The following is a 17,082-nucleotide window of genomic DNA, read 5'->3' on the forward strand; positions in this document are numbered from 1 at the left end:
GTTTATCCGCCCGAGTCCGGACGGCTGTCGCCGCCGGTGTCGCCGCTGTCCCCACTGTCGCCGCCGGTGTCGGTGCCGCCGCCGGAGTCGGGCGCCTGGGTGACCGTGGGCGCCGTACTGGTCTGTCCGGCAGTGGGCTGTCCGGGTAGCGGACCCGGGCCGTTGCTCTGCGGCTGGTTCTGCGGTTGCTGCTGGCTACGCGGGTTGGGCGCCACCCCGGGCACCGGGATGGTGATACCGGGCAGGATTTCGACCTGGCTCGGCTGGATCACCACCGGGGGCTCGAAGGTCGGCATCGTGGTGGACGGCGCGGTGTAAGGGGCCGTCCACTTCGGCACACCGGCCTGGCCCTTGATCGGCGCGGGTTTGGGGAACTTCTCGACGGGCGTGCCCTCGAGGGCACCGTCCATCGTGGCCTTCCAGATATCCGACGCGAGACCGGAACCGTAGATCATCGCCCCGCCGTAGTTGCGCAGCGGCGAATTGTCGGTGGTACCCACCCAGACGGCGGTGGACAGCGACGGCGTGTAACCCACCATCCACACGTCCTTGTTCTCCCCGGTGTCACCCAGCTGTGCGGTACCGGTCTTGGCAGCCGAGGGACGGCCTCCGGCGAGCCCGTGATTGCGGGAGTATGCGGCGATGGGTTCCATGGCCGCCGTGACATTGTCGGCGACGGCCTCGGAGACGCGCCGTTCCCCGGCCACGTCGCCACGATCGAGCAGCACCGTACCGTCCGCCGACACAACCTTGCTCACGAAATGCGGTTTGTGGTACATACCCGACGCCGCCAGCGTCGCGTAGGCCGACGCCATATCCAGCGGCCGGGCCTGGTACTGGCCGAGCACGATCCCGTTGTTCGGGCCGACGCCGCCGGGTTCGGTCAGTGTGGCGCCCACTCCCGGGAGCTCCTCCGGAATCCCCAGTTTGTGTCCCATATCGGCGATCTTCTGCGGGCCGTTCTGCATTTCCAGCTGCATCCGGTAGAAGCTGGTGTTCAGCGAACGCTTGAGCGCCTCGGCGATGGTGCAGACGCCGCACTGCTCACCCTCGACGTTGGTGATCTCGATACCGTTCACCGTGATCGGCGAGCTGTCGTACATCTGCGACAGCGGGACGCCGTTCTCCAGGTTCTGCGCCAGGCCGACCACCTTGAACGAAGAGCCGGTCTGCAGGGCGGCATTGGCGAAGTCGTAGCCGTAGCCGTCCTCGCCACCGTAATACGCGCGGACCGCACCCGTCTTCGGATCGATCGAGGCCACCGCGGTGCGCAACTTGTCCGGTTCGCCCTCGAGGTTCTTGCGCGCGGCATCGACGGCGGCCTGCTGCGCCTTGGCATCGATGGTCGTGGTGATCTCCAGACCGGAGGTGTTCAGCTGCTGTTCGCTGATACCCGCTTCGGAGAGTTCGCGCAGCACCTGCGCTTTGACATGACCCTCCGGCCCCGCGGCCTCGGTCGTTTCCCCGGCCTTGGCCGACGAAACCACCTGCGGATACGTCAGACCGGTACGTTCGCCACGGTCGAGATTGCCGCCCGCGACCATACCGTCGAGGACGTAGTTCCAGCGGGTTTTCGCGCCTTCGGGGTTCGACTCGGGATCCAGCAGCGACGGCAGCTGAATGGTCGCGGCCAGTACCGCGCCCTCGGCCACGCTCAGTTCCTGCACCGGCTTGTCGAAATATGCCTTGGCCGCGGCATTGATGCCATAGGCGCCACGCCCGAAGTAGATGGTGTTCAGGTAGGCGGTGAGGATCTCGTCCTTGCTCCACTGCCTGGCCATCTTCGCCGAGATGACCAGCTCGTGCAGCTTACGGGTGAGGCTGCGCTCGTCACCGACCAGCGCGTTCTTCACGTACTGCTGGGTGATCGTCGAACCACCACCGGCGCTTTCGCGTCCGAGCACGTTGTCACGGGCGGCGCGGGCGAAGCCGGAGATCGAGAAACCGGGGTTGCTGTAGAAATCCCGGTCCTCGGCGGCGATCACCGCGTTGCGCACATGCGGCGGAATCTGATCGATCGTCACATCGGTGCGGTTGCCCTCCGGCGGCACCACCCGGGTGATCTCGGTTTCGCCGTCGGCCGCGAGAATTGTTGCGACCTGGTTGGTCTTGAGATCGCCGGGTTCGGGAACCGACACCGTGGAATAGGCGACCAGGAATACCGTGCTCGGCACCACGATGGCCAGCGCGACCAGGACGTAGGCGATCCGGCGCGCGATCTTCCACCGGTTCTTGCGTTTCTGGGCCGGGCCGCGGCCGTCGGGACCGCCGGGACCACCCGAGCGGCCGCCGGGCCGCCGCGGCGGCGGACCGCCCGCGGCTCCGGAGCGGGACGGCCGGCCCTCCGGCGCGTCCGCACGGCGCTCACCGGTGTTCGGACCCGGACGACCCGTGACGGGGCGCGGGCCTGTCGTGGTGCGTTCGCGGCGGGTGGTTTCGGCGGGGGCGCCCGGTTGCGCCATCTTCGCGGTGCCCTGCTCACCGCGCGGCGCGCCCGGTTCCCCGGGGCGGCCCATGCGCTGGGTGGGCTGATTCGGCGGCTGACCCTGTGGCGGGCGTCCGGGCGGCGGGCCGGGACGCTGCGGCGGCTGTGGACCCCGCGAGGCGCCGGGCATCCCACCGGTGTTCGGTCCCGGCCGGCGACCCTCGGGGCCGGGCCGGGGACCCTCGGGGCCGGGCCGGGGACCCGGCGCCGGCGGTCGTCCCGTGCCGCCCGGCCCGGGACGCGGCCCGTTCGGTCCCGGCCGCGGTCCGCCCGCGACGGGTCGCGGACCCGTCACCGGACCCGGTCGCGGCCCGCCCGGTCCGGGGCGCGGCCCGCCGGCCGCCGGCGGTCGCCCGCCCGGTCCGGGGCGCGGTGCGTTCGCATTCGGTACGGGACCGCGGTCGGGGGCACCCGGTCGCTGCTGCGGCTCTCGACCCGGAAGCGGTCCGCGCTGGGTGCGACCACCGCGCGGGTCATCGCCGGGTGGGGGGTCGTAGGGCGAAGTCACTGACAAGGTCTCCAAAGCTCGTATCGGTCGGATGGGCTCGCTCCGCGGCGCCCCTGGGGGCTCGGCACGTGCACCATCGTCGGGCCGGACGGTCTCATTCCGCGGCGGTGCGCCGGTTCACCCGGGAACCGGAACGCCGGCCCTGCGGCGTCTTCCCGAGCACATAGGACTGCACCAGATGATTCCAGCTGCATGTCCGGCACACCTCGACCACATGAACCGAGAATTCCTCTCGGCTCTCGGCCAGGCGTACCAGCTCTTCCGGGCTGCGCGCGGAACCCGCGACCGGCCCCAGGCCGTCGCCGTAGACCCAGGATACGAGGGTGAGTTGTTCCTTCCGGCAGATAGGGCATGTGACCTCGCTCCCCCGACCGTGAAATTTGGCCGCACGCAGCAGGTAGGGATTGGCGTCACATACCTCGGCGACATCGACACGGCCCGCATAGACGTCAGCCAGCAGCGACTTGCGCCGGAGCGCATAGTCGACCACTTGCCGCTGTATTCGCACGCTCCCAGAGTAGCGGTGATGTAATGGCGCCGCCCACGGCCGCATTGGATTCGTACCTCCGTCGCGGGGGTTCGGTTCCGGTGCCGCCGCGGCAGGTCCGGCCCCGCGCGGATTCCTCGCGTGCGGAGATGCGCCGGGGTCCCGGTGTCCGGTCGAGTCACTCCGGGCGCGGTCGGTTGGCGCATGTGTGCCATCTGTCCCGTCGGTGCCCGCCCGGTTACCGCAGTATGGAGGGTGACCGTGGAAACCCACGGAGAGTTGCTCGCACCGTACGATTCGAGGGTGTCCACGGTGTTTCCCGGCCGGCTGCGCGCGCGTGATATCGACCGTGCCGAAACCGCGACCGTGCTCGACGGCGCGTACGCCGAGGGTCAGCTCGGTGCCGCCGAGTACCACGATCGCATCGCGCAGGCCCAGGCCGCGAAAACGCTCGGTGAGCTGTCCGAACTGGTCGCTGATCTGCAGACGCCGGACGCCCGGCGGGTGCGTGCCGAGCGTGGTGCCGCCGCGGCCGCCACGGCATCGGGATATCCGCCCGGTACCCGCGCCCGCACCGCCGACCGCGACGCCGCCGGTACGGTGCTGAGCCGCGCCTTCGGCGAGGGCCAGCTCGCCGAGGACGAGTACCGCGTTCGCGCCGAACTGCTCGCCGACGCGGTCACCCTCGAGGATCTCGCCGAGCTCACCGCCGATCTCCAGGGCGCGCGGCCGGCCCCCGTCGCGCCGCCGCCGGCCCGGTCCGGCGGGCAGGGGCGGTACTTCGCGGTGATCGGTGCCGCCGCGCTCGCGGTCGCCTTCGGAACCTTCGCCCTCGTCCATCGCGAGGCCGAGCCGGCCCCCGCCGTACCGCCCGCGGCCACCGCGCCCGAGCCCGCCACCCCGGTGCCGTATGCCGCCCTGAACGAGGTCGAGCCGCTGGTCATCCCCACGCCGAATCTGGTGACCGAGGCCGGTATCGCCCACTTCGTCGACCGCTATCGGGCCGAATTCGGCGAGACGGTCGCCGACGAGATCACGCTCTACCCGGCCCATGCCCGGGTGACCCGCGCGTTGCCGGGGCAGCCGAACCGGAAGGTGACCTACACCTATCGCGGCGGTTTCCACCAGGACAGCGATCCGACCACCCGTCCGATCGATACCCCCACCGTCGACCTGGCGGCGGTGGACACCGCCGCCATCGGGGCGGCCGCCGGCACGGCCGCGGCCACCACCCGGGTGCCCGACGGGGTGGTCTCGATGATCGAGCTGGATGTCCCTTCCTTCGACCCGCTCGCGGGCCGGCCCGCGGTGAGTGTCCATGTGGGCAATACCTTCGACGAATCCGGTTGGTTCGTCCTCAGCCCCGCCGGTGAGGTGCTGAGGGTGTGGCCTTTCGACGGCTAGAGGAAGCGACCGTGGCGAGAAGAGAACAGCTCCGGGCACGTGACAGCGACCGGGTGGAGGTGTGCGCGCTGCTGGACGCCGCGTCCGCGGACGGCCAGCTCTCCGACGCGGAGCACACCGCGCGTACGCGGTCGGCGATGCGGGCGAAGTACACCGCCGACCTGGACGCGCTCATCGCGGATCTGCAGATCCCCGGCGAACTCGCCGGTGCCGCGATCCTGAACCGCGACCGGCCGGCGCGGCCCTGGTGGGTACCGGTCGCCCTGCTGACGGCGGCCGCGGTACTCGGCGCGGTGGTGGGCCTCGCCCTGCCCGACGACTCCGCGAGCGCGGGTGACCCCGCCACCGAGGAGGCCGTCGAGCAGGCCGCCGCGGATCTGGCCACCGGCAGCGGGCTGGCTCTTTTCGTCGACAGCTACCGCCGGAAGTTCGGTGACACGATCATCGATGCGGCGACGGTCTTCTCCGACCGGATCCTGGTTCAGCGTCTGGATCGGGGGGAGGAGCAGGTCTACGAGTTCGACGGCACCGATTTCACCACTACGACCTCGAGCGTATCGAGCTATTCGGAGGGTCGTCCGGTCGATCTCGCGGATATCGATCTGCTCGCCGTGGCCGCGGTATTGGCCGGGGCGCCGGCCACGGTGAAGCTGGCCGACGGGCAGATCGGTCATATCGGTATCGGCTACGAGCTCATCGCGCCCGAGGCCGCCGCGCCGGTACTCGATATCTACGTCGGTGACGGCGGCGACCGCACCGGAACGATGCAACTCGCACTGGACGGGACGCCACAGGAAGTCCATCCGGTCGACTGACCGGTCGAGGCCCGTTCACCGGTGCTGCCGAGGCCGGCTGCCCTGCGCGTATGCGTTCCCGTCCGCACAGAACTATGCCTGGTTATATCGCTCCGATATAGTGGGTAATCGCATCCATTGGTTAGGTCTGTACGGAAGTCAGGGGGTGAAGCCCGTTGCTCGAACTGGCAATCCTCGGGCTGCTCCTGGAATCGCCCATGCACGGCTACGAGCTGAAGAAGCGGCTCACCGGTCTGCTCGGGGCGTTTCGGGCTTTTTCCTACGGGTCGCTGTATCCGACCTTGAAGCGCATGCGGGCGGATGGACTGATCGCGGAGGAAGTACCCGAGGGACTGTCCACGACCCGCCGAGCCCGGCGGGTCTACCAGCTGACCCCGTCGGGCCGGGAGCGTTTCAACGACCTCCTGGCCGATACGGGTCCGCAGAACTACACCGATGACGGCTTCGGCGTTCACCTCGCCTTCTTCAGCCGCACCCCCGCCGAGGCGCGGATGCGGATCCTGGAGGGCAGGCGGCGTCAGGTCGAGGAGCGCCGAGAGGGGCTGCGGGAAGCGATCAAGAAGGCGAGCGGATCGCTGGATCGCTACACCCGCCAACTCCATCAACTCGGACTCGAATCAAGCGAGCGCGAAGTGCGCTGGCTCAACGAGTTGATTGCGGCGGAGCAATCGACGAAGGCGGCACCACAGAAAGAGGGAAATACCGGCCATGAGTAGTGGAGACACCAACAAGTCCAGTGTTCGCGTCGCCATCGTAGGTGTGGGCAACTGCGCCTCTTCGCTCGTCCAGGGCGTTCAGTACTACCGGGATGCCGACGATTCCACGACGGTGCCCGGACTGATGCATGTGCGGTTCGGCGAATATCACGTGCGGGACGTGCAGTTCGTGGCCGCCTTCGACGTGGACGCCAAGAAGGTCGGCTTCGACCTGTCCGAGGCGATCTTCGCCAGCGAGAACAACACCATCAAGATCTCCGACGTGCCGCCGCTGGGTGTCGCCGTGCAGCGCGGTCCGACCCTCGACGGCATCGGCAAGTACTACGCCGAAACCATCGAACTCGCCGAGGCCGAGCCGGTCGATGTGGTCAAGGCGTTGAAAGACGCCGAGGTGGACGTTCTGGTCTCGTACCTGCCGGTCGGGTCAGAGGAAGCCGACAAGTTCTACGCCCAGTGCGCGATCGACGCCGGCGTGGCGTTCGTCAACGCGCTGCCGGTGTTCATCGCCTCGAATCCGGAATGGGCCGAGAAGTTCCGCGCCGCGGGCGTGCCGATCGTCGGTGACGACATCAAGAGCCAGGTCGGCGCCACCATCACCCACCGCGTGATGGCCAAACTGTTCGAGGACCGCGGTGTCCAGCTCGACCGCACCATGCAGCTGAACGTCGGCGGCAATATGGACTTCAAGAACATGCTCGAGCGCGAACGCCTGGAATCGAAGAAGATCTCCAAGACCCAGGCCGTCACGAGCAACCTGAAAAAGGAAATGGGCGCCAATGATGTGCACATCGGCCCCTCCGACCACGTCGGCTGGCTCGACGACCGTAAATGGGCCTATGTCCGCCTCGAAGGCCGCGCCTTCGGCGATGTGCCGCTGAACCTGGAGTACAAGCTCGAGGTGTGGGACTCGCCCAACTCGGCCGGCATCATCATCGACGCGGTCCGCGCCGCGAAGATCGCCAAGGACCGCGGTATCGGCGGCCCGGTGATCCCGGCGTCGGCGTACCTGATGAAGTCCCCGCCCAAGCAGCTGGCCGACGATATCGCCCGTGCCCAGCTCGAGGCCTTCATCATCGACGCTTGAGTTCTCGGCGGCGCCTGAGGCGCCGCCGGGTCGAGCCTCTTGTGTCTCACCGTTTCGGCCTCGGGACTCGAGCCTTCGGCTCATGCGACGTGCGGTCGGCCTTCCGCGGAAGGCCGACCGTTGAGCACCTTCGGCCAAGGGGCGAGACGGGCCTCACCCCTTCGAGGTGTCTCGTAGGACTCGACGCATGCGGGTTGCGTCGGCGTTCGATGTCGAGGTCCACAGGTGGGCTGCCCTCGCCGGCGGGGCGGTGAGCAGCACCTCCCGCCGGGAGGCACTCCGCTTCTAATCTGTTGCCATGGTGTCGAAGCGGTGGGCCGTGACGGTCGTGCAGCGGTATCTGGCCGAGGAGGCGGCGAAGAGCGGTGGGCCGGCACTGGTGGTCATGGATGCCGGGTCGCACCGGTTGGGTTGGGTGGTCGGCTGCCAGGGCGAAAGTTACCTGCGCACCCGCAGAATCTCGGACATGCTGGTCGGCCATGGGTCCTTCTTGGTCGATGGAGTGGACGGCAGCCTGCACATGGTGCATGCGGCCGCTGATCTCGAGCACGGTGAGTGGATCACCGAATATCTCGAGCGGGTTCGCGGTGTCGAGCGTGTCGATCCGCTGCGATCCCGAATCGCCGGTCTGCTCGCGCGGGGGCACCGCCTCGATGCGCTCAGGGCCGTGCGGGCAACAGCACCCGAACTCGGGCCGCGAGAGGCCAAGGAGTACATCGAGGCTGTGGCGGCCGGCGCGCCGGTGCCCGAGCGGGTGCGCTCGCGCTTGCCCCGACCGCCGGTCGGGTTCAGGTATTGCACGGCGTTGTCCGGGCCGAACCCCGAGCCGATCGCGTAAGGGCCGGACCCTGTCCGGCGCGGTGCATACCGTGTGGACAGTGCCGGCGCGCCCCGGAGCGGTCATCGCCGCGGGTGATTCCCGCATCACGGTGGCGACGTCGACCCCGTCTCCTCCGCCGATACGTCACATCCGACAGCACACACGAAGCCGCAGTACATTCACGGCGCCGAGTTCACCGACGGCCTGCAGCGGCGGCGGGGAGCCCGCCGCACGCACGGACCGGCCCCGCTCGGACCTCGATCCGCGGCCGGCATCAGTCCAGCGAGACGTAGACCTCCACCGATGTCGGGCCGGTATAGCGTTCCAGTTCGGCGGTGTGCGAGCGGGTTATCGTGCCCGCCTTCTCCGCTTCCCGCACCCGCGCCCACGCCGTGCGCAGCAGATCGTAGGGTTTCTCGGTGACGACGAATTTCGCGTAGCGGCCGGTGGGCACCCGGGTGAGTACATCGCCCGGATCCAGGTCGGTCATCTTCTTGATCTCGTAGCCGAGTACGGCCACCGCGTGGTCCCCTTGGCCGATATAGGCGGCGACCCGGGGAACGTTCTTCTCGCGGCCGAGGTACCGGTCCCAGGTGAAGTTCACCAGGTCGAGGTCACGGGCGGTCACCTCCCGGCCGGCCAGTGGAATGGTGAGCCCGGCCACCAGGCTTTCGTCGAGTTCGACAATTTCGAAATCCACAGCTGCTTCCTACCTGCTCGCCGCATCGTCTGCCGCCATCGCCACGAACACTTCCACGGTGTGCTCGTCGGGGTAGCGCTCGTAGTCACCGGTATAGGAGCGGACCAGCCGGCCGGCGGCCTCCGCGTCCCAGATCGCCCGCCACAGGGTCACGATCGTCTCGCCGAGGTCGTCGCCGCTGAGGGTGAAGCGGGCGTAGCGTCCGGCGGGGATACGGGCGAGGACATCGCCGGGTAGTAGATCGTCGAGGCTGTGACAGCGGTAGCCGATGATATGGGTGAGGTAGGAGTTGATCTCCGGGGCATGATCGACGAAGGCGCTGGCGGGGTGGCCGGGTAACGATCGGGCCAGTGTGGTTTTCCAGGCCTCTTCGACTCTGGTGCGGCGCGGTCCTTCCACGGCCAGTGCCGGGCTGCGTAGCACCATTCCCGCCACCAGCGTTTCCGGGCGGTCAACGACATTGAATTCCACCGGCGTAGCCCCTATGTCTCGTCATACGTCGTCGCTCCAGCGCATATCCTCCCGCACGCCCGTCCCGGATCGGGCGTCGGCCCGTGCCGGTCGGTCGGATGGGCGACATCTCACTCTGGCCAACGATGCTGCCATGCCGACCGTTCCTTCGGTGGGATCACGACAGGAATCCGTAGGTCACGGTACGGGAATCGTTACGCCGGGCAGGATTTCGACCACGCGCGGGGCCGGTGGCGGAGGTGCCACCGGTGGTGCGGGTGCTGGCGCGGGCGCTTCGGCGGGGGGAGTCGCGGGCGCCTGGGGTTCCGGTTCGTATTCGGGTTCGGGGGCATACGGTTCGGCGGCCGGGGGGATGACGATGAAGGGTTGCCGGGACGGTTGCTGCTGCGGCTCCGGCTGTTGCGGGGACGGTGGGTTGAGGATGTCGTACGGGTTGTGTGAGGGCTGCTGTGGTGCGGCCGGGACGACCGGTGCGGGGTTCAGGGCCGGTGCGCCGATCTGCTCGGCCGGAGTGTCGGTCAGCGCACCGTCCATGGTCTGTTTCCAGATATCGGAGGGCAGCCCCGAACCGTAGATCCGGCCGCCGCCGGCGGTGACGATCGGAAGGTTCGACTCGGTACCGACCCAGACCGCGGTGGACAGCGACGGCGTGAAGCCGACCATCCAGGCGTCCTTGTTCTGACCGGTATCGCCCAGCTGGGTGGTGCCCGTTTTGGCGGCGGAGGGGCGTCCGCTCAGCGCGTGGCCGTTGGAGTACGCGGCGATGGGCAACATGGCCGTGGCGGTCTGCGCGGCGATGGTCTGCGGTATCCGCTGCTCCGACGGTGGCGGCTGGGCGCCGGTGCGCTGCCCCGGATCGCCGCCGCGGTCCAGCAGCACGCGGCCGTCCCCGCGGACCACACGCTGTACGAAGTACGGCTGGTGGTAGCGGCCCGCACCGGCGATGGTGGCGTAGGCCGAGGCCATGTCGAAGGGTCGCACCAGATAGGTACCGAGCACGATGGAGGGCATGGGCGGCGCACCCATCTCGGTGAGCGACTGCCCCGGGACGCCGGGGATGTCCTGCGGGATCCCGGCCTGGTGGGCGGCGTCGGCGATCGCCTGGGGACCGTTGTTCATCGCGAGGGTGAGCCGGTAGAAGCTGGTGTTGAGCGAGCGTTTGAAGGCCTCGTTCAGGCTGCACGTACCGCAGGACTCGTCCTCCACATTGCGCACCAGCACACCGTTGACGTCCACCGGCGTGCTGTCGAACGCCCGGGACAGCGGGATCCCCTGCTGTAACGCCGCGAGTACCGCGAAAGTTTTGAACGCCGACCCCGTCTGTACCGGAGCCTGGGCGAAATCGAAACCGATCCCGTCGGCGCCGCCGTAGTAGGCGCGGACCGCGCCCGATCGCGGATCGATGGAGGTCACCGCGGTGCGCAGCTCCGGCGGCTGGCCGTCGAGGGCGCCGGTCGCGGCGGCGGTCGCGGCCTGCTGGGCCTGCGCGTCGATGGTGGTGGTGATCTGCAGTGCGCCGGTGTTCAGCTCCTCGTCGGAGATCCCCGCGTCGGCCAGTTCGCGCAGCACCTGTGTCTTGATATGGCCCTCCGGGCCGCGAGTGGTGTCGACGTCCTCGGGGGCGGGTGGCGGAATTGTCGGGGGGAAGACGATCGCGTCGCGTTCACCGGGGGCGATCGTGTCCATCTCGACCATTCCGTTGAGCACGTAGTTCCAGCGTTGCAGCAGCTGCGGGAGCCGGGTCTGCGGGTCCAGTGCGGAGGGCGAACGGATGAGCGCGGCCAGGACCGCGCCCTCGGCGACGGTCAGCTCGGAAACCGGTTTACCGAAGTAGGCCTGGGCGGCGGCGGCGATCCCGTAGGCGCCGCGACCGAAGTAGATGGTGTTCAGGTAGGCGCCGAGGATATCGTCCTTGCTCCATTCCTTGGCCATCTTCGAGGAGATGATCAGCTCGTGCATCTTGCGGCTGACCGTGCGCTCGGAGCCCAGGAAAGCGTTCTTCACGTACTGCTGGGTGATGGTGGAACCGCCACCGGCGTTCGCCCGGCCCAGCACATTGTCGCGGACGGCGCGCAGTAGCCCCGACGCCGAGAAACCCGGGTTGCTGTAGAAGTTGCGGTCCTCCGCGGACAGGACCGCCTCACGGACGTGCTCGGGCACATCCGACAGCGGTACGGGAGTGCGGTTGCCCTCGGGCGGCACCACCTTCGCCAGCACGGTGGAGCCGTCGGAGGCCGTGATCGTCGCGGTCTGGTTGATCGGTACCGTCCCGGCGGCCGGGATCTCCGCACTCCAGTACACCAGGGCGATCAGCAGCGTCGGGATGGCGATCACGATGGTGAACAGCCACAGCACCAGATGCCGGATGCGCTGGCCGCGGGTCCGGTGTGGGCGGATATAGGTGGGTGGCCGGGGCGGACGGGGACGCGGCCCGGGATCGTCGAGCTCTTTCCAACCGGCTATCGAGGGGTACTGCGGTGGCTGGTTGCGGCCACGTCGAGAACGGAACGAGCTCACGATCATCTCCTCTCGGAGCGTCGGAAAAACTCAGGCGCACCACCGCCAGATCCCAGGATACCCAGAGATCAGCTTTTGACTCCGCCCGCCGTGAGCCCGGAGATGATCCGCCGCTGGAATACCAGTACCAGGATCACCAGCGGCACGGTCACCAGCGTGCCCGCGGCCATGATCGCACCGTACGGGGGGACCAGCGGATTGTTCCCGGAGAACCGGGCGATGGCCACCGTCACCGGTTCCGTTTCGCTACCGGAGAGCACCCGGGCGAGCAGGTACTCGTTGACCGCCGCGATGAACGCCAGGATCGCGGTGGTGAACACGGCCGGCGCGGCGAGCGGCAGCATCACCAGCCGGAACGCCTGCACCTTCGTGGCGCCGTCGATCCGGGCCGCCTCCTCGAGTTCCCACGGCAGTTCGGCGAAGAACGAGGCCAGGATGTACACCGTCAGAGGCAGCACGAAGGAGATGTTCGGCAGGATCAGCGCCTGGTACTTGCCGATCCAGCCGATCTCGGTGAACAGCTGGAACAGCGGCGTCACCAGGACGACCACCGGGAACATCGACGCGCTCAGGATCACCCCGGACACCAGGTAGCGGCCCTTGAAGGTGAGCCGGGCCAGCGCGTAGGCCGCCATGATCCCGATGACCAGCGCGATCGCGGTACTGGCCGCACCGATGATCACACTGTTCAGCAGCGCGTGGGCGAAATTGTTACCGCGGCTGGTGTCGAACGCGTCCCGGAAGTTGTCCAGGGTGAGGTGCGTGGGCCACGGGGTGGAATCGAAGGTGTGGTCGGGATCGCGGAAGGCGGTCACCGCCATCCAGTAGAACGGGCCCAGTCCCCAGACGAGCACGATCAGGGCGCCCACGTAGATGCGGGCCGAGCCGAGCCTGCGCCGCCACGAGGACGTGGGTCCGGCGGTACCGATTTGCTGAGTTGCCACCGCGGCCATCACGCCTTCCGCTGTTCTTCCTGCGTCCGCACCGCGTTCGCGCCCAATATCTTCACCAGTACGAACGCCGCCGCGAAGATCAACAAGAAGGTGATCGTCGACAGTGCGGCCGCACTGTTGGGTCCCTGCCGCGTCTGCTCGACGACCAGGACCGACAGCGTCCGGGTGGCCGGGAGATTATTGGTCATGATGGCGGGCAGGTCGTACATGCGCAGCGCGTCCATGGTGCGGAACAGCACCGCGACCAGCAGCGCCGGTTTGAGCAGCGGCATGGTGATCTGGGTGAACCGCTGCCAGGCCGAGGCGCCGTCCACCCGGGCCGCCTCGTAGACGTCGTCGGGGATGATCTGCAGACCGGCCAGCAGCAGCAGCGCCACGAACGGCGCCGTCTTCCACACATCGGCGGCGATCACCGCGAAACGGGCCGGCCACGCGTCGGAGGTCCACAGGATCTCGGTGCCGAACACGGTGTTGACCACGCCGTCGTACTGGAACATGAACTCCCAGAGCCGGGCCGTCACCGCGGTCGGGATCGCCCACGGGATCAGCACCGCCGCGCGCAGCAGCGCCCGGCCCTTGAAAGTCTTACCCATCACGATGGCCATACCGAGCCCGATCGCCACCTCCAGCGTCACCGTGACAACCGCGAAGAACAGCGTGACGCCGACGGCCCCCCAGAACTCGGCGCCCAGATTACCGGTGGGGCATTCGGTGACACCGCCGGTGATGACCTGGCATTGGCCGAGGATCCAGTGCAGGTAGTTGTAGAAGGTGCTTTCGCCGCTGTCGACGAAGCGACCGGTCGTCTCGTCGAGCCGATCGTCGTAGGTGAACGACATCCACAGCGCCCGCAGCACCGGATAACCGATCACCACGGTGAGCGCTATCAGCACCGGCGCGACGAACAGCCACGCCCGGCCCGACATACGGACTTCGTCGCGAAGCCTGCTGGACGTCCCGCGATCGTTGGTCGCGTTCGCGGGCTTTTCTGTACGGACCGACGCCTGCGCGACCGTTCCGGAAGGATCCGACACCGTTACTCTCTCCTACGGGCTCGCCGGGTCCGGTTGAACAATATCTACGATCCGGCCGTCTCGATGCCCTTCTGCATGCCGATGATCGCGTCGTTCACGGACTTGGTTCCGGTCAGGGCAGCATATGCGTTGTCCTGAATGGCTTTGGACACCGCCGGATAGAACGGGGTGACCGGTCGGGGCACCGCGCTGGCGATGGAATCCTTCAAGGCGGGCAGGTACGGCATCTTGGCGATGAGCGCCGGATCGTCGTAGATCGAGGCCCGTACCGACGGCAGCGCGCCGGAGGCGATGATGTGCTGGGCTTCCTCACTGATCAGGAACTTCAGGAAATCCAGCGCCGTGGCCTTGTTCTCGGAATACGCGCTGATCGCGGCGTTGTAGCCGCCGAGGGTCGAGGCACCGATCCCGGTGTTCCCGGGCAGCGGCGCGACCCCGAACTTGTCCTTGACCGCCGAGGCCTCCGAGGAGGCGTCACCGTAGGTGGAAGGCCAGCTGCGCAGGAACATGAGTTTGCCCTGAGTGAACGCGGCGCCGCTCGTCGGTTCCTGGAAAGTGATGGCTTCGCGCGGGATATCGCCGACCCGGTAGGCGTCCACCAACTGCTCGAGCCCGGCCCGCGACTGCGGGCTGTTGACCGTCGGGGTGCGTCCGTCGGTGCCGACGAAGGTCCCGCCGAACGCGTTGATCACCTCGGCGGTGTTCACCGTCAGGCCCTCGTAGGGCGCGAACTGGCCCGCGTAGCAGCCGATCTGGTTATCCCGCGCCAGCGGGCAGCTGGCGCGCATCTCGGCCCAGGTGAGCGGGGGGGCGGGTACCAGGTCCTTACGGTAGAACAGCAGGCCACCGTTGGTGTTGCGGGGCGCGGCGTACAGGGTGCCGTTGTAGGTGGCGCTGGCCACCGGCGGCGACAGCAGCGGCGAGGTGTCGATGGCGAACTGGTCCTCCAACGGCTGGATCCAGCCCTTGGCCGCGAACTCCGCGGTCCACGGCACATCGAGGGCGACCACGTCGTAGTCGGTCGATTTCGCGCGCATGTGCTCGACCAGATCGTCGTACTGGGCCGAGGCGTCGTTGGACTGTTCCTTGTAGGTGACCTGCTCGTCGGGGTGGGTGGCGTTCCAGCGGTCGATGACCTGCTTGACCGCACCCGTCTCGGTGGTGTCCTTACCTTCGACGTAGGTGATCGGGCCGCGGCCGTCCTGGTTCATGCCGAGCTGTTCATCGGTGTCGCTCGTGTTGCAGGCGGTGGCAAAGGTCACGGTCAGCAGCGCGATCGGCCATAGGACGAGCGCGGCACGTAGAGACGGCGCCTTCTTGAAAGCCATCGCGGAACTCCAGGGTCGACACAGTGAGCGGCAGCACAACGCAACATACATGGTGTGCACGCTCGGTGTCGGATACTCCCGTATCGAAGTGAGCGGAAGCTCGAGTGCCCACGGTCGTCGGCGACTCCGCCGGGACGGGCCGGGAGGCCGGGCGGTCGGCGGCGTCGCGGGTATAACGACTGGTAGGCGTACCTCCGCCTTCGCTCCGGCCATGCGCGGACTGACGGCGGGCTGTGCCCGGCTGCGTTGATCGGGCGTACCTCCGCCTTCGCTCCGGCCGTGCGCGGATCGAGGACGGGCTGCGCCGATTAGGCTGTTGCCCGATGTCCTCCGCGAACGCAGTCTCCGATCGCCTGCTCACCAGGATCGGTGGACTGCTGCGCAAAGCCGAATCCACCGACAACGAGCACGAGGCGGAGGCGTTCCTGGCCGCGGCGCAGCGGCTGGCGACGCGGTCCTCGATCGACCTGGCGGTGGCGCGGGCACACACCCGGGACCGGGAACGGCCCAGCGCGCTGATCCAGCGGATGATCCCGATCGGTGAACCCGGCCGCAAGGGTCTGCGCACGTACGTGCAGCTGTTCGTGGCCATCGCCGCCGCCAATGATGTGCGCTGTGATGTGGCCCGCACCTCGACCCAGGTCTACGCCTACGGGTTCGCGGCGGATATCGCCGTCTGCGAAGCGCTCTACTCCAGTCTGCTGGTGCAGATGGTGCGGGGGTCGGACCGGTACATCAAGTCCGGTGATCACCGGGCCGCGACCATGGAGAAGGTCGTCAGCGAGCGCCGGGCCGGGCGGCGGGTGCGCCGGGTGGTGCGGGTGCCGGTGGCCGGGGTGACGGCCAGGCTGAATTTCCAGCTGGCGTTCGCCGAGCGCATCGGAATCCGGCTCGCCGAGGCCAGAGCGGATGTCGAACGGTCGGCGACCGGCCGCGACGGCCGGGCCGCCACATCCGGCGCCGCGGACCGGGCCGCGGACACCGCGCTGGCATTGCGCGGCAAGGAGCTCGAGCTCTCCGATTTCTACACCCGTAACTCGGAGGCCCGCGGCACCTGGCGCGGACCGCGCACCTCCACCGGCTACGCCCCGGACGCCCGGCGCGCGGGGGACCGGGCCGGGCGGGCGGCCCGGCTCGGCCCGGCGCGGGAACTGGACGGGGCGCGCGGGCAGCTCCCCGGATAGCCGGCCGTGCGGGATACGCAGCGTGCCAAGGTGTACGACGCCGAGCAGCTGGTGCGTTCGGTTTTCGACCGGGCGGCGGAGTTCGGGCAGCGCACGGTCGAAGTGCACGGGTCGCGGCTGACCTTGCCGGTGGAGCGGAAATTCGCCTCGGTGGATTCGGTGCAGCAGTACTGCGACCGGGTACTCGCGCTCGGCTGGGTCGCGGCTACCTGGGAGCGGGCGGGTGTACCGATCCGGGTGCGTGCTCGCGCCGGAAATGTGGCCGCCCATTACGAAACCGGGGACGCCGTGCTGGCGGTGCCCCTGCACGCGGAGGCGGGGACGCGCGGGCGGACCTCGTGGGCGTTGCGGGAACTGGTCGTTCTGCACGAATTGGCACACCACCTCGAGTCGCGGCCGGACACGGTGGCCGCGCACGGGCCCGAATTCTGTGCGCGGTATGTGGAATTGGCCGACGGGGTGATCGGGCCGGAGGCGGGGCTGCTGTTGCGCCTGACCTTCCACGATATGGGTGTGCGGTTGGGCTGAGTCGCGGTCGCGACGACCCGGAAGTTCGTCGGCGCGCTTCCGGGGTCG

The 17,082-nt window shown here is 68.5% G+C and carries 15 protein-coding genes; 7 read left to right on the forward strand and 8 right to left on the reverse strand.

Features of this window, described 5'->3' with window-relative positions:
• Window positions 1–2 precede the first annotated feature (2 nt).
• Together IG75_RS36700 and IG75_RS0129190 are read right to left on the reverse strand one after the other, a co-directional pair.
• On the reverse strand, window positions 3–2,615 hold the full coding sequence (locus IG75_RS36700) for a transglycosylase domain-containing protein (protein ID WP_246872186.1): 2,613 nt from the start codon (window positions 2,613–2,615) through the stop codon (window positions 3–5).
• Between the two features lie 472 nt (window positions 2,616–3,087).
• Entirely contained in the window at window positions 3,088–3,501 is a 414-nt protein-coding gene (locus IG75_RS0129190; RefSeq protein WP_245713371.1) for a DUF5318 domain-containing protein, read from the reverse strand.
• A gap of 282 nt (window positions 3,502–3,783) precedes the next feature.
• Here IG75_RS0129190 and IG75_RS39595 point away from each other — a divergent pair, with 282 nt between their 5' ends.
• The 5 genes from IG75_RS39595 (at window position 3,784) to IG75_RS0129220 (ending at window position 8,337) form a co-directional block, all read left to right on the forward strand.
• Window positions 3,784–4,884 (forward strand): DUF1707 SHOCT-like domain-containing protein, encoded by a 1,101-nt coding sequence (locus IG75_RS39595; RefSeq protein ID WP_307688835.1) that lies wholly within the window; start codon window positions 3,784–3,786, stop codon window positions 4,882–4,884.
• An 11-nt stretch (window positions 4,885–4,895) separates the two neighbouring features.
• Window positions 4,896–5,699: a DUF1707 SHOCT-like domain-containing protein gene (locus IG75_RS0129200; RefSeq protein ID WP_162183814.1), complete on the forward strand. Its 804-nt coding sequence runs from the start codon at window positions 4,896–4,898 to the stop codon at window positions 5,697–5,699.
• A 155-nt stretch (window positions 5,700–5,854) separates the two neighbouring features.
• Window positions 5,855–6,415, forward strand: coding sequence for a PadR family transcriptional regulator (locus IG75_RS0129205; RefSeq protein WP_030524566.1), 561 nt, complete (start codon window positions 5,855–5,857; stop codon window positions 6,413–6,415).
• On the forward strand, window positions 6,408–7,499 hold the full coding sequence (locus IG75_RS0129210) for an inositol-3-phosphate synthase (RefSeq protein WP_030524567.1): 1,092 nt from the start codon (window positions 6,408–6,410) through the stop codon (window positions 7,497–7,499). The genes IG75_RS0129205 and IG75_RS0129210 overlap by 8 nt, the downstream gene beginning before the upstream one ends.
• Window positions 7,500–7,818: 319 nt before the next feature.
• Window positions 7,819–8,337, forward strand: a complete 519-nt coding sequence (locus IG75_RS0129220; protein WP_063045387.1) for a YrhB domain-containing protein — start codon at window positions 7,819–7,821, stop codon at window positions 8,335–8,337.
• Between the two features lie 256 nt (window positions 8,338–8,593).
• On the opposite strand, the gene IG75_RS0129225 is transcribed toward IG75_RS0129220, so the two are convergent.
• The 6 genes from IG75_RS0129225 to IG75_RS0129250 all read right to left on the reverse strand — a co-directional run bounded on the left by IG75_RS0129225 (window position 8,594) and on the right by IG75_RS0129250 (window position 15,322).
• The gene (locus IG75_RS0129225) at window positions 8,594–9,019 is read right to left on the reverse strand and encodes a GyrI-like domain-containing protein (RefSeq protein ID WP_030524569.1); all 426 of its coding nucleotides are present in this window, start codon (window positions 9,017–9,019) and stop codon (window positions 8,594–8,596) included.
• A 9-nt stretch (window positions 9,020–9,028) separates the two neighbouring features.
• The gene (locus IG75_RS0129230; protein ID WP_030524570.1) at window positions 9,029–9,490 is read right to left on the reverse strand and encodes a GyrI-like domain-containing protein; all 462 of its coding nucleotides are present in this window, start codon (window positions 9,488–9,490) and stop codon (window positions 9,029–9,031) included.
• A 177-nt stretch (window positions 9,491–9,667) separates the two neighbouring features.
• Complete coding sequence (locus IG75_RS0129235) at window positions 9,668–12,013, reverse strand: transglycosylase domain-containing protein (protein WP_030524571.1); 2,346 nt, start codon at window positions 12,011–12,013, stop codon at window positions 9,668–9,670.
• Between the two features lie 62 nt (window positions 12,014–12,075).
• Window positions 12,076–12,960, reverse strand: coding sequence for a carbohydrate ABC transporter permease (locus IG75_RS0129240; RefSeq protein ID WP_081877204.1), 885 nt, complete (start codon window positions 12,958–12,960; stop codon window positions 12,076–12,078).
• Complete coding sequence (locus IG75_RS0129245) at window positions 12,960–13,994, reverse strand: carbohydrate ABC transporter permease (protein WP_030524573.1); 1,035 nt, start codon at window positions 13,992–13,994, stop codon at window positions 12,960–12,962. Before IG75_RS0129245 ends, IG75_RS0129240 begins: the two co-directional genes overlap by 1 nt.
• Window positions 13,995–14,038: 44 nt before the next feature.
• The gene (locus IG75_RS0129250) at window positions 14,039–15,322 is read right to left on the reverse strand and encodes an ABC transporter substrate-binding protein (protein WP_030524574.1); all 1,284 of its coding nucleotides are present in this window, start codon (window positions 15,320–15,322) and stop codon (window positions 14,039–14,041) included.
• Window positions 15,323–15,645: 323 nt separating this feature from the next.
• Between IG75_RS0129250 and IG75_RS0129255 the strand changes: the two genes are divergently transcribed.
• Both IG75_RS0129255 and IG75_RS0129260 read left to right on the forward strand, forming a co-directional pair.
• Window positions 15,646–16,506, forward strand: a complete 861-nt coding sequence (locus IG75_RS0129255) for a DUF2786 domain-containing protein (RefSeq protein ID WP_030524575.1) — start codon at window positions 15,646–15,648, stop codon at window positions 16,504–16,506.
• A 6-nt stretch (window positions 16,507–16,512) separates the two neighbouring features.
• Complete coding sequence (locus IG75_RS0129260; protein WP_030524576.1) at window positions 16,513–17,034, forward strand: TIGR04338 family metallohydrolase; 522 nt, start codon at window positions 16,513–16,515, stop codon at window positions 17,032–17,034.
• Window positions 17,035–17,082: the final 48 nt, after the last annotated feature.

It is taken from the genome of Nocardia rhamnosiphila NBRC 108938, from assembly GCF_000720425.1.
Lineage (GTDB): Bacteria > Actinomycetota > Actinomycetes > Mycobacteriales > Mycobacteriaceae > Nocardia > Nocardia rhamnosiphila.